General features: G+C 61.5%; 14 protein-coding genes. 6 read left to right on the top strand and 8 right to left on the bottom strand.

Annotated features, from left to right (window positions below):
• Positions 1-15: 15 nt before the first annotated feature.
• From QTJ18_RS04875 to QTJ18_RS04895, 5 genes are all read left to right on the top strand, one after another.
• Positions 16-234 carry a hypothetical protein gene (locus tag QTJ18_RS04875; RefSeq protein ID WP_252753134.1) on the top strand — a complete coding sequence of 73 codons (219 nt, stop codon included), beginning with the start codon at positions 16-18 and terminating at the stop codon, positions 232-234.
• Between the two features lie 169 nt (positions 235-403).
• On the top strand, positions 404-1,585 hold the full coding sequence (locus QTJ18_RS04880; protein WP_252753133.1) for a YcaO-like family protein: 1,182 nt from the start codon (positions 404-406) through the stop codon (positions 1,583-1,585).
• The gene (locus QTJ18_RS04885) at positions 1,582-2,286 is read left to right on the top strand and encodes a TfuA-like protein (protein ID WP_252753132.1); all 705 of its coding nucleotides are present in this window, start codon (positions 1,582-1,584) and stop codon (positions 2,284-2,286) included. Before QTJ18_RS04880 ends, QTJ18_RS04885 begins: the two co-directional genes overlap by 4 nt.
• A gap of 99 nt (positions 2,287-2,385) precedes the next feature.
• On the top strand, positions 2,386-2,640 hold the full coding sequence (locus QTJ18_RS04890) for a hypothetical protein (RefSeq protein ID WP_252753131.1): 255 nt from the start codon (positions 2,386-2,388) through the stop codon (positions 2,638-2,640).
• A 313-nt stretch (positions 2,641-2,953) separates the two neighbouring features.
• Positions 2,954-3,751 carry a potassium channel family protein gene (locus QTJ18_RS04895; protein ID WP_252753130.1) on the top strand — a complete coding sequence of 266 codons (798 nt, stop codon included), beginning with the start codon at positions 2,954-2,956 and terminating at the stop codon, positions 3,749-3,751.
• 102 nt (positions 3,752-3,853) lie between these two features.
• On the opposite strand, the gene QTJ18_RS04900 is transcribed toward QTJ18_RS04895, so the two are convergent.
• The 7 genes from QTJ18_RS04900 to QTJ18_RS04930 all read right to left on the bottom strand — a co-directional run bounded on the left by QTJ18_RS04900 (position 3,854) and on the right by QTJ18_RS04930 (position 13,106).
• Positions 3,854-5,287 carry an NAD(P)(+) transhydrogenase (Re/Si-specific) subunit beta gene (locus QTJ18_RS04900; RefSeq protein WP_252753129.1) on the bottom strand — a complete coding sequence of 478 codons (1,434 nt, stop codon included), beginning with the start codon at positions 5,285-5,287 and terminating at the stop codon, positions 3,854-3,856.
• Positions 5,288-5,303: 16 nt separating this feature from the next.
• Complete coding sequence (locus QTJ18_RS04905; protein WP_252753128.1) at positions 5,304-6,875, bottom strand: Re/Si-specific NAD(P)(+) transhydrogenase subunit alpha; 1,572 nt, start codon at positions 6,873-6,875, stop codon at positions 5,304-5,306.
• A gap of 356 nt (positions 6,876-7,231) precedes the next feature.
• Positions 7,232-8,680 (bottom strand): aldehyde dehydrogenase, encoded by a 1,449-nt coding sequence (locus QTJ18_RS04910; protein ID WP_252753127.1) that lies wholly within the window; start codon positions 8,678-8,680, stop codon positions 7,232-7,234.
• A gap of 296 nt (positions 8,681-8,976) precedes the next feature.
• Positions 8,977-9,729: an ABC transporter ATP-binding protein gene (locus QTJ18_RS04915; RefSeq protein ID WP_252753126.1), complete on the bottom strand. Its 753-nt coding sequence runs from the start codon at positions 9,727-9,729 to the stop codon at positions 8,977-8,979.
• Positions 9,723-10,790: a FecCD family ABC transporter permease gene (locus QTJ18_RS04920; RefSeq protein WP_252753125.1), complete on the bottom strand. Its 1,068-nt coding sequence runs from the start codon at positions 10,788-10,790 to the stop codon at positions 9,723-9,725. The genes QTJ18_RS04915 and QTJ18_RS04920 overlap by 7 nt, the downstream gene beginning before the upstream one ends.
• Positions 10,790-11,923 (bottom strand): ABC transporter substrate-binding protein, encoded by a 1,134-nt coding sequence (locus QTJ18_RS04925; protein WP_252753124.1) that lies wholly within the window; start codon positions 11,921-11,923, stop codon positions 10,790-10,792. The genes QTJ18_RS04920 and QTJ18_RS04925 overlap by 1 nt, the downstream gene beginning before the upstream one ends.
• A 76-nt stretch (positions 11,924-11,999) precedes the next feature.
• Positions 12,000-13,106: an ABC transporter substrate-binding protein gene (locus tag QTJ18_RS04930; RefSeq protein WP_252753316.1), complete on the bottom strand. Its 1,107-nt coding sequence runs from the start codon at positions 13,104-13,106 to the stop codon at positions 12,000-12,002.
• Positions 13,107-13,250: 144 nt separating this feature from the next.
• Between QTJ18_RS04930 and QTJ18_RS04935 the strand changes: the two genes are divergently transcribed.
• Entirely contained in the window at positions 13,251-14,054 is an 804-nt protein-coding gene (locus QTJ18_RS04935) for a class I SAM-dependent methyltransferase (RefSeq protein ID WP_252753123.1), read from the top strand.
• Positions 14,055-14,059: 5 nt separating this feature from the next.
• Here the strand turns inward: QTJ18_RS04935 and QTJ18_RS04940 are convergent, their stop codons facing one another.
• Positions 14,060-14,461, bottom strand: coding sequence for an Lrp/AsnC family transcriptional regulator (locus QTJ18_RS04940; RefSeq protein ID WP_252753315.1), 402 nt, complete (start codon positions 14,459-14,461; stop codon positions 14,060-14,062).
• Positions 14,462-14,495: the final 34 nt, after the last annotated feature.

The raw sequence follows: 14,495 nt of genomic DNA on the forward strand, positions 1-14,495 counted from the left end.
GATCGGAGAATGCATATGACGAAAGCTGTACTTCTCGGCCTCTCCGGCGAGCAGAACCTCTGGATCGTGGATCTGGAAAAAGGATCTGTGAGCCAGCTTGATGCGCCGATGTCTGAAAAGCTCGCCGAAGCCGCCTCGATGCGCGACATCGAGGGTGCTGTCATGAAGGGTATCGATCTTGCGGTCGCTCTTCCCTCCTCGACCAGGATCGCGCAGGGCCTCTTCGAAGGCTGAGGATCCATCGCATTGCCATTCGGCGACAGGGCGGGAACGACCTGTCGCCGCCCTGATCTTACCGACACAATCTTCATGAGAGAATCCCGCGCTTCATACGCCTGCGTCCCTGCGGCCAGTGCCGTGATCCGCGCTGTGCTCAGCCATCAAAGTCGTTAGGTCCTGGACCGTGAGCGTCTTCTCCTACAGGGCATGTCCGGCGCGCGAGACGCTGGCTCGCGTCACGCCCTTTCTGTCGCGCCTCGGCATCACACGCGTCTCCAATCAGACCGGGCTCGATCGGATTGGCATCCCCGTCTGGTGCGCGTTCGCGCCCAATGCAAAGGCCATCGTCATCGCCCAGGGAAAGGGCGTCACCGATGACGATGCACGGATTTCAGCCGTCATGGAGGCGGTGGAGCGCTCGGTCGCCACAATGCCCACCGTTCAGCCGCTACGGTCGAGCCTTCGGGATTTCCAAGGGTCCGGCAGCCGAAGTGACAGTCTGAACGAGTTCCTGGGCCTCCATTCCAAGCCACTGCCCGAAGATGGTGTCCTCGATTGGGTCGAGGGCCGACATCTTGTATCGGGGCAGGCCGTCTGGCTCCCTTATGAAGCGGTTCACCTGGACCGCAGCGACGATGACCGCCACTACTGGCAATCCTCAGACGGATTGGCCTCGGGCAATACGGCAGAAGAGGCGACATTTCACGGCTTGATGGAACGCATAGAACGCGACGCATTGGTCCTGTGGGAGACCAGCCATGCCGCGCAGCGCTGGTCGCGCCGGATCGATCCCGCGAGCATCGAAGCGGCCGATGTGCAATCCATGCTGAAAATGATCGATGCGGCAGCGCTCGACATCGCCCTGTTCGACATGACGAGTGATCTCGGCTTTGCCGCCATGGCCGCAATCCTTGCACCCAGACACAGGCCGCGCCACCCGCCGCTTCGCCATGTAGAGGTGACACTCGGATGCGGTGCCGGATTGCAGCCGGAACTTGCCGCTTCCCGGGCCATCAGCGAGGCTGTTCAATCGCGGATGACCTTCATTGCAGGCGCACGCGACGATCTTCTGCCGGCTTTGTTCGAAGACGCCGCCGATACCGATATCCTTGAGGCGCTGGATGTGCCGGTTCGCATCGCGCTGGCATCGCTCCCCAGCTGGAATGCCGCAGGCGCGGCAGATGCGCTGAAATTCACGATCCAGCGCCTGTCCGACAGGGGGATAGACCGCCTCTATGCCGTGGATCTCGCCCCGGATTGGCTGCCCGCGTCGGTCGTCAAGGTGGTTGTGCCGCAACTCGAAAGCCCGGATGGCGACCGGCGGCAGCGCCTGGGTCTCCGCGCGCTCTCAAAGGCTCTGCTATGAAAATTGTCTTTGTCGGCCCCAGCCTGCCGGATGCTGCCGCTCACGCGTCGCCGGACATGATAATTCGGCCGCCCGCCAGACAGGGTGATGTCATGAAGGCCCTGTCCGAAGATGCGACAGCCATTGGTTTGATCGACGGCGTCTTCGAGCAGGTCGCACCCATCTGGCACAAGGAATTGCTGTTCGCGCTTGCCAAAGGGCTTCCGGTATTGGGGGCGGCCAGCATGGGCGCCTTGCGCGCGGCCGAATGCGCGGCCTTCGGCATGATCGGCGTCGGGCGCATCTATGAAGAATTTGCGAAGGGTGAGCGTGTCGACGATGCCGATGTTGCCGTGCTGCATGCGCCGGCGGAATTGCGCTACGCGCCGCTGACGGTTCCGATCGTCAATATCGATGCGACTTTGGCCGAAGCCTTGCGGCAGGGACTGGTCGACGAAGCGCTGGCTGCCGCCTTGGGTTCTTCGGCACGGCAAATCTTCTACAAGGAGCGAAGCTGGAAGCGCATTGCCAGCCATGCCGGCTTCGACTGGCCGGCCATGCAGACGCTTCTTGAACGTGCCGCTATCGACCAGAAGAGATTGGACGCCCTTCAGATGCTTGACGTGCTGTCGCGCATGCCCGCCGTGCAAAAGCACGAGCCTCGCGATTGGCGGTTCAACAGCACGCCGCTCTGGCGTGCGCTCTATGGTGGTGAAGCGTAACTTCTATTAGCCCATTCTTGAAGAACGTCCCTCAAGACGTGTGCAACGCTATTGCAACGCGCATGCAACGGTCTTCTATGCGAATGTTCTGGAGTGAGAATGCTTCAGGGGAATGAAATGACGCTTGCCGATCTCGACGTGGAGATGCACGACCGACGCGAGGAATATTACGCTCTCATCAACATGCTCGGCTACGCTCAGGGAATTGCGCAGACGCTAGGAGCCAAGGTTGCCGCGGACCATGCGGATGCCGCGCGACAGATTCTTGTCGCTGCCTTGCAGGAAGAGTTTCCAAGCCCGCTGACCAAGGACGGCGTGATGCGCCTTGCCGCGACATCGGCCGGCCACTGCTGAGCCGCAGTCGCGCCGTCAGAGACAGACATCAGATCCACCGCCCAAGGCGTGTGAACGGGGGGAGGTCCAGGGGTCGGACCTTCTCCCGTCCTTTTTCCGTCTCGCCGATCATCATCCGCTCGCCCGGCGCTCCCGGCGCGGGACCGGACCTATTTGCGTTTGACACAGGGCTTGCCTCGGCGCAAATGTCAGCCGTCAGACAACCAGGCGACGCCCGATCCACTCGACCATGACAGGCGTTCGCATGCCGCAACTACCCCGGTTCGCGGCCGGGCAGCAGCAAAACAGGGAACCAGCCCTTTCATGAGACCGCATGGATGATCGCCCTCACAACCGCATAGTCGGCCAGCGCTGGTCGCATCTGCGCGCCACGATGCAGCGACTTGAAAAGGGTCGCGACGCCTGGGCCATGCGCTGGCAGGCGTTCTTTGCGCTGATCGATCTCGCGATCCTGGCCTTCTTTCTGTTCGGTCCTTACTTCCGGACCGGCCCCAGCTATCTGATCGTCGATTATGCCATTGCCTGCTGGATTGCCGGCGAACTCGTGGCACGTGCCATGGCCTCATCGGGATGGAAGCGTTTTCTGCAGCGCCCGATGACCTGGGTGGACTTCATCATCCTGGTGACGCTGCTGTTTCCGAATGTCCTGTTCAACTTCGCCTTCCTGCGCGCCATGCGCATCTGGGCGATCGGCAATAGCCCCCTCCTGCGGGAGGGGCTGCGGCGGTTCGGCTGGCTTCAGTATCAGGATGTCGTGCGCGCCTGCCTGAACTTCCTGGTCTTCCTCTTCATGGTGACCGGGTTCGTCTACACCTCCTTCTTCTACGGGCGGGATGCCGGCGAAGGTTTTGTCGACGCTTTGTATTTCACGGTGGCGACCGTGACGACAACGGGATTTGGCGACATTACCCTTCCGGGCACGCTCGGAAAGCTGACCTCCGTCGCGACGATGATTATCGGCATATCGCTCTTCGTGCGCCTGGCGCAGGCGATCTTCCGGCCCTACAAGGTCAACTTCCCCTGCCCGCAATGCGGCCTGCAAAGACATGATGCCGATGCCGTCCACTGCAAAGCCTGCGGCTATCTTCTGAATATTCCGAACGAGGAATAAGCCCGGCGGCAGCAGGGACGCCGGGATGGTGCCCATGACCGCGGCAACTGGCGGAAATGGCCCGCGGCGACAAGCGTCAGCCTCCGCGGACCTTGGCAATCCTTACCGGATCATCGGCAGCAGTTCCGTGACGGATTTCTTGGCATCGCCGTAGAACATCCGGGTGTTCTCCTTGTAGAAGAGCGGATTTTCGATGCCGGAGTATCCCGTGCCCTGACCGCGCTTCGAAACGATCACGAGCTTTGCCTTCCAGACTTCCAGCACCGGCATGCCGGCGATCGGCGAATTGGGATCCTCCTGCGCCGCCGGATTGACGATATCGTTCGAGCCGATGACGATGACCACCTCCGTGCTGGGGAAGTCGTCATTGATCTCATCCATTTCCAGAACGATATCGTAGGGCACCTTCGCTTCGGCCAGCAGAACGTTCATGTGGCCCGGCAGGCGACCGGCCACCGGATGGATGGCGAAGCGAACCTTCTTGCCGGCACTGCGCAGCTTGCGGGTCAATTCGGAAACCGCCTGCTGCGCCTGGGCCACGGCCATGCCATAGCCTGGAACGATGATCACGCTATCGGCCTCGTTCAGCGCATTGGCAACGCCTTCGGCATCGATGGCGACCTGTTCGCCGTCGATCTCCATCTGCGGTCCGGCCGTGGCGCCGAAGCCGCCGAGGATCACGGAAACGAAGGAGCGGTTCATCGCCTTGCACATGATGTAGGAGAGGATGGCACCGGAAGAGCCGACCAGCGCACCCACGACGATGAGCAGATCATTCGAGAGCGAAAAGCCGATCGCCGCCGCGGCCCAGCCGGAATAGCTGTTCAGCATGGAGACAACCACCGGCATGTCCGCGCCGCCAATGCCCATGATGAGGTGATAGCCGATGAAGAAGGCGAGCAGGGTCATCAGGAGCAAGGTCCAGATGCCGGATCCGTTGACATAGGAAAACAGCAGGACGAGCGACAGGATTGCAGCGCCCGCATTGAGCATATGTCCGCCGGGCAGTTTCTTCGCCTTGCCATCTACCCTGCCGGCAAGCTTGCCGAAGGCGATGACGGATCCGGTGAAGGTGACCGCACCGATGAAGATGCCGAGGAAGACCTCCACCTTCAGGATGACCTGTTCGACGGGATCCTTGTGGGCGAGGATGGCCGCAAAGCCGTCAAGGGTTGCGCGGGTCGCTTCGTCCATCGCCAGAACGCGCTGAAGCTCCAGATGCGCATTGAACCCGATAAAGACCGCCGCAAGGCCGACCAGCGAATGCATGGCCGCCACAAGTTGCGGCATTTCCGTCATCTGGACCCGCTTTGCGACGATCCAGCCGATCGCGCCGCCGGCGGTGATCAGCACCAGCGACAGAAACCAGTTGCCAGCCCCCGGACCGACAAGCGTTGCGAAGACCGCGAGCGCCATGCCGACGATCCCGTACCAGACGGCCCGCTTGGCGCTTTCCTGCCCCGAAAGGCCGCCCAGAGAGAGAATGAAGAGTACTGCCGCCACGACATAGGCAGCCGTCGTAAATCCGTAATCCATCGTCACCCTCTCCCGTTCACGACTTCTGGAACATGGCGAGCATGCGCCGTGTCACGAGGAAGCCGCCAAAAATGTTGATCCCGGCCATGAACACCGAGAGCGCCGCCAGGAGGATGATGAGGATGCTTCCCGAGCCGATCTGCATCAGCGCACCCAGGATGATGATGGAGGAAATGGCGTTGGTCACCGCCATAAGCGGCGTGTGCAGGGCGTGCGACACGTTCCAGATGACCTGGAAACCGACGAAGCAGGCAAGAACGAAGACGATGAAATGGCTCATGAAGCTGGCGGGGGCATAGAGCCCGGCGAGAAGCAGCAGCGCGCCGCCGCCGGCCAGCAGGGCAAACTGGTTTTTCGTCTGCGCCTTGAAGGCCGCGATTTCGCGGGCGCGCTTCTCCTCGGGTGAAAGCTCCTTCACCTTCTCTTTCGGCTTGGCCGCGGCAATGGCCTTGATCTTCGGCGGCGGCGGCGGGTAGGTGATCTCGCCGTTGAAGGCAATGGTGGCGCCGCGGATCACATCATCTTCCATGTTCTGGACGATGATGCCGTCCCTGGCCGGCGTCAGGTCGCTCACCATATGGCGGATATTGGTTGCATAAAGCGTGGATGCCTGGGCGGCCATGCGGCTCGGGAAATCCGTATAGCCGATGATCGTGACGCCATTGTCCGACACGACTTTCTCATCGGCAATGGTAAGGTCGCAATTCCCGCCCCGCTCTGCCGCCAGATCGACGATGACGGAGCCGGGCTTCATGGCCGCCACCATGTCGGCCAGCCAGAGCTTCGGCGCATCGCGGCCGGGAATGAGTGCCGTGGTGATGACGATATCGATATCCGGAGCGAGTTCGCGGAACTTGGCGAGCTGCTTTTCCCGGAACTCCGGCGAAGACGGTGCGGCATAGCCGCCGGTCGCTGCGCCATCCTGATTGGCGTCGAATTCGAGATAGACGAATTCGGCTCCCATGCTCTCGATCTGCTCGGCCACTTCCGGCCGCACGTCGAAGGCATAGGTGATTGCCCCAAGCGAAACACTCGTGCCGATCGCCGCAAGCCCCGCCACACCAGCCCCGATGACGAGCACCTTGGCAGGCGGGATCTTGCCGGCGGCCGTGACCTGGCCGGTAAAGAAGCGCCCGAAATTGTTGCCGGCCTCGATGACCGCACGATAGCCTGCAATATTGGCCATGGACGAGAGGGCGTCCATCTTCTGCGCGCGCGAAATGCGCGGCACCATGTCCATGGCAATCACCGTGGAGCTGGTCTGTTGCGCCTGCTCGAGCAGGTCTTTGTTCTGCGCGGGATAGAAGAAGGAGATCAGTGTCTTTCCGGCAGTAAGCCGCGCCACTTCGACGGGTTCCGGCGGTCGGACCTTGGCGATGACGTCCGCCTGCGCGTAAAGCGAGGCCGCATCGGCGACGATCTCGACGCCTGCACCGCGATAGGCATCATCCGAGAAGCCCGCGGCGCGGCCGGCGCCGGCCTCAAGCAGGCATTGATGGCCCAGTTTCTGCAGTTGAACCGCGCTGTCCGGCGTCATTGCAACGCGGGCCTCGCCGCCAAAGATTTCCTTTGGTGTCCCTATTCTCATCCCCATCTCCCTCTGCGGCAGCGACGGCACAGTCTTCACCATGCACGACTTCTTCACCATGCACGACATTCCCGGCCCACAGATCGCCCTTACCGACCATCGGCGGTGCGGAACCAGCCTGATCGCTGCAAACCTGTCTCTGGCCAGAGACTGGATAGCATCAAGCGGCTTCGTTTGACCACCACAGTTAGGGCTGATTCGGTACGCCGGGAGGATCTGCCGCAGCCGGATGCGGCTGCGGCTTGACCAACCAGGTCAGGCATGCGGCGCGGCGGGCCTGCGGCCGGAACCGGCAGGCTCCCTCCCGGCTTCGTCCGGCTTCGCCGGATCCCGGTCCGCTTGTCGTCAACGCTGCATCAGAAGGGATAGTGCTGATGCGGATCTTCGATGGTGATCCAGCGCAGATCGGTGAATTCGGCAATCGCCGCCTTCCCCCCGAACCGGCCATAGCCTGACCCTTTGACGCCGCCGAACGGCATCTGCGCCTCATCGGCAACCGTTGGCCCGTTGATATGGCAAATGCCCGCCTCCAGCCGCGAGGCCAGATCCATGGCGCGCTTCACATCCCGGCTGAAGATCGATGAGGAGAGGCCGTAATCCGTGTCATTGGCAATCCGCAGCGCCTCCGCCTCATCCTTGACGCGGATCACGGGTTTGACCGGGCCGAAGCTTTCCTCGTCGAAGGAGCGCATGCCCTCGCGGACATTATCCAGGAGAGTCGCCGAGACCACGCTGCCTTCAACCTTGCCGCCGGCCGCCAGATTGGCACCCTTTGCGAGAGCGTCATCAATGAAGGCCTGCATCTTCTGCGCAGCGTCGGGATTGACGAGCGAGCCGAGCACCACATGTCCGCGCGGATCGCCCGCCGGCAATTGCTGGGCGCGCGCCGACAGCTTTGCGACGAACTCGTCTGCAATGGCTTCATGGACGATCAGCCGTTCCGTCGACATGCAGATCTGCCCCATATTCATGTAGCAGCCAAAGACAGCCGCATTCACGGCGGCGTCGATATCGGCATCCTCCAGCACGATCATCGGCGCCTTGCCGCCCAGTTCCAGCAGCGCGGGCTTGAGATGGCGGCCGCAGAGCTCACCGATGATGCGCCCGACCTTGGTCGAGCCGGTGAAGTTCACGCGGCGGACTTCCGGCGCCGCGATCAGCGCTTCCACGATCGCGGCCGCGTCTTCTGGCGCATTGGTCAGAACATTGATCACCCCATCCGGAAGGCCGGCCTCCACCAGAACCTCGCCGATGAGAACATGCATGGCCGGGCAGGCTTCCGAAGCCTTCAGGATCGCGGTATTTCCGCAGGCGATCGCCATGGCGATGGCGCGCGTGCCGAGGATGACAGGCGCATTCCAGGGCGCGATGCCGAGGCAGACACCTGCCGCCTGGCGAATACCCATGGCCAGCGTGCCCGGCTTGTTCGACGGAATGACCTCGCCCTGGATCTGCGTGACCATGCTTGCCGCCTCGCGCAGGATACCGGCGGCGAGCATGGTGTTGAAGCCGGCCCAGGGTGCCGTTCCACCGGTTTCGGCGATCATCAGTTCCGCAAAACGGTTCGACTTGGTTTCCATCACGTCCGCCGCCTTCAGCAGCAGGGATCGGCGATGCCCCGGGCCGGTGCGGGACCATTCCGGGAATGCCGCCTGCGCCGCGGCCACGGCTGCCTTTACATCGTCCAGGCCGGCAGCTGGCGCTCTCGTTGCCACCTGCCCGGTAAACGGGTCCAGGCGATCGAAGGTCTTGCCGGATGCGGCAGCGACTTTGTTGCCGCCGATGATTTGCTGAATCTCGATCATGTCGTCTCCTCTTCGCTGATGCTCATGCGAATGTCACACAAAGCGCCGGCGCCTCTGCCCCCGGCGTTCCATGCAACCACCTGCCCGGCTATCGGCTACCGCTGCAGCCGCCGGGCACTCCCGAAAAATGTATGCTACACTTACTAACTCTTGCACAAGCAAAATGTCGTGAGGCAATCGCCGCCGCGGATCTTCAACGGTGGGTCAGGGAGCAGGACGGGAAGAGGCAGGGACAAACCGAGGCCACGCCGCCGGCAGCCTCGGATCATCTCTTCGGGCTGGCAGATCAGGAGGGATCAAGCCGTTCCGTCGACGATCACCTGCGGGCGACCGAAGCTGCAGCGCTCGATCCGGGCGTCGACGCGATAGACCGACCGCAGCATGTCCGGGGTCACCACGTCCATGGTCGGTCCGCTCGCCTTCAATTCACCCTCGGCAATCACCATGGTATTGGAGCAGTAGCGCAGCGCGTGATTGAGATCATGCAGCGCGATCAGGACGGCGATGCCATCCCGCTCGGCCAGGCGGCGCATGAATTCCAGTACCTCGATCTGGCGAAAGAGATCCAGCGCCGAGGTTGGCTCATCCATCAAGAGAACCTCCGGCCGACGGACCAGGGCCTGGGCGATTGCCACCAGCTGGCGCTGCCCGCCGGACAGGGCGCCGAGGTCGCGAAAGGCAAGATCGGCGATATGCAGGGAGCCGAGCAGCCGGTCGATCTCCTGCAGATCATGATCTCCGACCCGCCAGCCTGTCCCCTGCTTGGCGGCCATGAGAATCGACTCATAGACCGTCAGCACCGCATTGGCGCCGGTATCTTGCGGCATGTAGCAGATCGGACGAAAGCCTTCGCGGACGTCCTCCACCTGCACGACCCCCTGCCCTTTCAACAGCCCGGCCATGCGCTTGAACAGGGTCGATTTGCCGGCGGCGTTTGGCCCGATCAGCGCCGTCAGTTCGCCGCCGCGCAGCCAGTCCGTCGAAATGTCCTGAAAAACCTGCGCCTTGCCGTAGCGCGCGCCCACCTGATCCAGTTTGAGGGCTACCATGCGCGTCTCCGATTGGTGAAGATCAGGGAGAAGAAGAAGGGAACGCCAACCAGCGCCGTGATCACGCCGATGGGCAGGATGGCGCCCGGAATGAGCATCTTGGACAGGACGGAGGTCGAGGACAGGAGCAGCGCGCCGCAGATGACGGAGCCCGGCAGGAAGAAACGCTGGTCCTCGCCCACCAGCATGCGGGCGATATGCGGACCAACCAGCCCGATAAAGCCGATCGTGCCGACGAAGGACACGGGTATGGCTGCGAGGAGGCTGACGAGCAGCATCGTCTCCAGGCGCAGGGCGCGGACATTGACCCCGAGGCTCGCGGCCTTGTCGTCTCCCAGTCGCAGGGCCGTCAGGGCCCAGGCCCGGCGCGCAAACAGGGGAACGCAGATGACAAGCGCTAGGAACGTTACCGCGACCTTGCCCCAGGTCGCCTTGGTGAGGCTGCCCATCGTCCAGAAGACGACGGCGGCCAGCGCCTGTTCGGAGGCCAGGTATTGCAGCAGCGAGAGAAGCGCGTTGAAGGTGAAGACCAGCGCAATGCCGAGCAGCACGATGGTTTCGACCGTCACCCCCCGAAGCGTCGACACGCCGTAGATGAAGAGGGATGCCAGCATTGCCATCAGGAAGGCATTGATCGGCACCATGAACTGCACCGCCGCCGGGAAGACGGCAACCCCGGCCACCAGCGCCAGCGCCGCGCCGAAGCCCGCCGCCGCTGAAATGCCGAGCGTGAAGGGACTGGCCAGAGGATTGGCAAGGATCGTCTGCATCTGCGCGCCCGCCAGCGAAAGACAGGCGCCGACCGTTACCGCCATCAGCGCCACCGGCATGCGGATATCCCAGATGACGACGCGAAGCTGGTTGGAGACCACGTCCGGGGTGAATATGCCGGCAAGGACTTCCGAGAGCGAATAGCGCGCCGGACCGAGCCCGATATCGAGCGCCACGGATAGCGCCAGAACCAGGGCCAGTCCCATCAAGATGGCGATGCGACGCGCCGCCAGCGCACGGTAACGTCCACGCGCAACGACCTCATCTTCCCGCTGAAGTGCCACCACCATCAATTCGATCCTCGCGGCAGGGATGCGAAATAGCCGGTCTTATAAGCGATCGGCAGGAATTTCTCGTGAAACTCTCGAAAAGTCTTTTCCGGATCGAGATCGGCAAAGAGGTCGGGATGAAACCATTTCGCGAATTGCTGGATGGGGACGAATTCGTACGGGGCACCGTAGAACTGGTGCCAGACGGCATGCACCTGGCCCTTTTCGACCGCCTGCAGACCGGAGAAGGGTGTGCGCGTCATCAATGCAGCAAGCCTTTCCCTGGCAAGCTTCATATCGGCACCGCGCCCGACGGGGACGAATTGGTTGATGTCGGATTCCGCCGCCCAATTCGAGCCGGTCACGATGATCTGGTCCGGATTGGAAACCACCAATTGCTCCGCATTCAGATCGCCAAAGGTCGCGGTGATGATCCCGTCGGCAATGTTACGACCGCCGGCGGCATTCACCATGGCACCGAAGTTATAGGGGCCGAACGTGCGGCAGCAGCTGTTCTCGCCGGTAATGCCGGGTGCGCGCTCGATGAAGACTGTCGGACGGTCAAGCGTTCGCACGCCCGCCAGGCGATCCGTCACCCTGGCAATCTGTTCGCGACGATAGGCCTTGAAACTCTCCGCCTGTTGCGTCGCGCCGGAAATCTGGCCGAGGAGATCGATGGATTTCTCGGTGTTCTTGTCGGGATCGATCCTGAAATCGAGATAGACGATGGTGATGCCGGCCGCGGCAAGTTTCGCTTCCAGACCGCTATCGGTAACGGATTTTTCCGATTCCAGATTGAGCGTCAGCACATCCGGAGCAAGCGCTATGGCGGATTCGACATCGAACGTGCCGCTCGGAATATAGCCGAACATCGGCAATTCGGCGATGTTCGGGAAATGCTCGACATAGGCTGCGTAACTGTCCGGATCCTTTTTCAGCAGATCGTCGCGCCATCCGGCAATCGTGTCGAATGTGTGCTCGCCCTTCAATGCGGCAATCACGTGCACCTGCCGGGCCTCGCCGACGAGAACCCGCTTGGCCGGCAGATCCAGGGAGACCGTGCGTCCGGCCACATCGGTGATCTCCGCGGCGAAGGCGGGCGTGGCGAAAATGGATAAGAGGACGAAAAGCGTCCGAAAAAATTTTGCAGGCATGGCTGCCTCCCGTGAGAAATGACCGGCAGACAGAGGTCCGCCGGCTTCGACTATTGGTGCGGTGAGGGTCCCGCTCTTACGTCGGGTCGTTCAGCGAGACGAAGTAACCGGAGTGATAGGGCACCGGCAGGAACCGATCATGCAGTTCCTGGAAGGTCGCCTCGGGATCGAGATCCTTGAACAGATCCGGATGCAGCCACTTGGCGATCTGCTGAACAGCCACGAACTGATAGGGATTGTTGTAGAACTGGTGCCAGATGGCGTGGACGTTCTTATCCTTCACCGCCTTGATATCGGTGAAGGCCGGTCGCGCCATCAGCTCCGACAGCTTCTTGCGCGCCAGCGCCTTGTCGGCACCCGGTCCCACGCCCACCCATTTGCCGGCGGGCACATATAGTTCCCAATTCGCGCCGGTGACGATGACCTGATCCGGGTCGGAGGCGATGATCTGCTCCGGATTGACCGTGCCGAAGGTTCCGGGGATGATCTTGTCGGCCATGTTCAAGCCGCCTGCAATATCGACCATTCTGCCGAAATTCTCATTGCCGAAGGACATGCAGCAATCATCGCTATAGCCGCCGGCCCGCTCCATGAAGACGAGCGGCTTCTTCAGATCCTTGGCCTTGGCAATGACATCGGTGACGCGCTTGATCTCGGCATCGTGGAAGGTCACGAAGTCCTCGGCGCGTTTTTCCTGGCCGAACAGCTTGCCGATAAGCCGCATTGACGGATCGGTGTTCTCCATCGCCTTTTCGCGGAAGTCGACATAGACGAGCGGAATGCCGACCTTGGAGAGCTTCTCGATATAGCCACTCTCCTCCGTCGCGGATTTGGCGTCGATGTTCATGATGATGACGTCCGGCTTCAGCGTCACCGCCTGTTCCACGTCGAACGTGCCATCCTTCATGCCGCCGAATGTGGGGATCTTTGCCATCTCCGGAAATTTCTCGAGATAGATGTTCCAGCCATCCAGGTCCGCCTTCTTGAAATCGTCGCGCCAGCCGACCACGCGCTTGAACGGCGCTTCCGTATCGAGGGCAGCGGTAAAGTAGATCTGTCGGCCTTCGCCGAGAATGACGCGCTCAACCGGGATATTCACCTCGACTTCGCGACCGGTAATGTCGGTCACCTTCACCTTTTCCGCGGCATGCGTTACACCCGCCAGCAAAGCAAGTGAAACCATGGCGGCTGCGGCCACCTTAGACACGTTGAACACGTCTGCCTCCATCTGATGTTTCTGGGGCATCTATGATTTTATGACTTTTATCGTCAAGAATTATCTTTTAGAAGAATTCCAACATATTGATGACCACAACGGGAAGATGTGATGCAGGATTATGCAGCCCCCGCTAACTACAACCTCAAGGATGAGATCAAGGCTTACTGGTCTCTGCGCGCCGAAACCTTCGATACCCAGCCGGGCCATGAGATCTTTTCCGAGGCCGAACGTCAGGCCTGGCATCGTCTGATCCTGCGCCATCTCGGCGAAGGCAAGGGCCGCGCCGCGCTCGACCTGGCCTCGGGAACCGGAGTGGTCTCCCACCTTCTTGACGATCTCGGCTTTCGCGTCACCGGCATGGACTGGGCCGAGCCCATGCTGGAGCGCGCGCGCGAGAAGGCAAAGAGCCGCGGCCGCAGCATCCGCTTTCTGATGGGTGATGCGGAGCACACGATGGAGGATGACGACAGCTATGACGTGATCACCAACCGGCATCTTGTCTGGACCCTGGTCGATCCGAAATATGCATTCGTAGAATGGCACCGGATCTTAAAAACGGGTGGCCGGTTGCTGATCGTCGATGGCGACTTCGTCAATCCCGGCCTTTTCTCCATCCTCAGCAAGCGGCTTTCCACCCTGATGGGCGCATTGGGCATTTCTGGCAGAGGAATGGAGAACGGCCCGGCAGCGGCGCTTGCAGAAACCCATCGCAGCATCCTGTCACGGGTTTATTTCTCACAGGGCGCGCGAGCGGAAGCCGTCGTCGACCTGCTCCGGCAAGCGGGCTTCAGCCAGATCACCATCGACACGGATATGCGCGCCATCCATCGCGCGCAGAAACGGCATTTTAGCTTTCTGAAAGGCCTGGAACGCTCGACACAGCATCGCTACGCGATCTGCGCGGTCAAATAGCAAGTTCACCGTCTGCGTCCGCGCGCGGTCAAGGCATTGCGGATGGAGAAGCTGGAATGAATGCGGCTGACGCCTGGCAGTTTCGAGAGGATTTCCGTGTGGATCCTCTCGAACTCCCTCGGGCTTTCAACCTCGACGCGGAGAAAATAGTCCCAGTCGCCGGTCATCAGATAGCATTCGCGGATTTCAGGATGTTTGCGCACCGCATCCTCGAACCGGTTCAAATAATCTTCCGTCTGCCGGTCCAGCGTGATGTTGATCATCACCGCAAGCGTACTTCCTTCCTCGGCGGAACCGATAAGAGCGGTATAGCCGCGAATGACCCCCTCTTCCTCCATCGTCCGGATGCGCCGCAAGCAGGCGGAAGGCGACAGGCCGACAGCCTCCGCCATTTTGGCACTGCTCATGCGCGCGTCGAGCCTGAGAAGGCGGATGATGTTG

The sequence above is a fragment of the Rhizobium sp. SSA_523 genome, from assembly GCF_030435705.1.
GTDB lineage: Bacteria > Pseudomonadota > Alphaproteobacteria > Rhizobiales > Rhizobiaceae > Neorhizobium.

Bases quoted from the DNA above. Each gene is read 5' to 3' on its own strand.
- QTJ18_RS04875 (WP_252753134.1), top strand. From the start codon at position 16: ATGACGAAAGCTGTACTTCTCGGCCTCTCCGGCGAGCAGAACCTCTGG.
- QTJ18_RS04885 (WP_252753132.1), top strand. From the start codon at position 1,582: ATGAAAATTGTCTTTGTCGGCCCCAGCCTGCCGGATGCTGCCGCTCAC.
- QTJ18_RS04890 (WP_252753131.1), top strand. From the start codon at position 2,386: ATGCTTCAGGGGAATGAAATGACGCTTGCCGATCTCGACGTGGAGATG.
- QTJ18_RS04895 (WP_252753130.1), top strand. From the start codon at position 2,954: ATGGATGATCGCCCTCACAACCGCATAGTCGGCCAGCGCTGGTCGCAT.
- QTJ18_RS04900 (WP_252753129.1), bottom strand. From the start codon at position 5,287: ATGGATTACGGATTTACGACGGCTGCCTATGTCGTGGCGGCAGTACTC.
- QTJ18_RS04905 (WP_252753128.1), bottom strand. From the start codon at position 6,875: ATGAGAATAGGGACACCAAAGGAAATCTTTGGCGGCGAGGCCCGCGTT.
- QTJ18_RS04910 (WP_252753127.1), bottom strand. From the start codon at position 8,680: ATGATCGAGATTCAGCAAATCATCGGCGGCAACAAAGTCGCTGCCGCA.
- QTJ18_RS04915 (WP_252753126.1), bottom strand. From the start codon at position 9,729: ATGGTAGCCCTCAAACTGGATCAGGTGGGCGCGCGCTACGGCAAGGCG.
- QTJ18_RS04920 (WP_252753125.1), bottom strand. From the start codon at position 10,790: ATGGTGGTGGCACTTCAGCGGGAAGATGAGGTCGTTGCGCGTGGACGT.
- QTJ18_RS04925 (WP_252753124.1), bottom strand. From the start codon at position 11,923: ATGCCTGCAAAATTTTTTCGGACGCTTTTCGTCCTCTTATCCATTTTC.
- QTJ18_RS04930 (WP_252753316.1), bottom strand. From the start codon at position 13,106: ATGGTTTCACTTGCTTTGCTGGCGGGTGTAACGCATGCCGCGGAAAAG.
- QTJ18_RS04935 (WP_252753123.1), top strand. From the start codon at position 13,251: ATGCAGGATTATGCAGCCCCCGCTAACTACAACCTCAAGGATGAGATC.
- QTJ18_RS04940 (WP_252753315.1), bottom strand. From the start codon at position 14,461: ATGAGCAGTGCCAAAATGGCGGAGGCTGTCGGCCTGTCGCCTTCCGCC.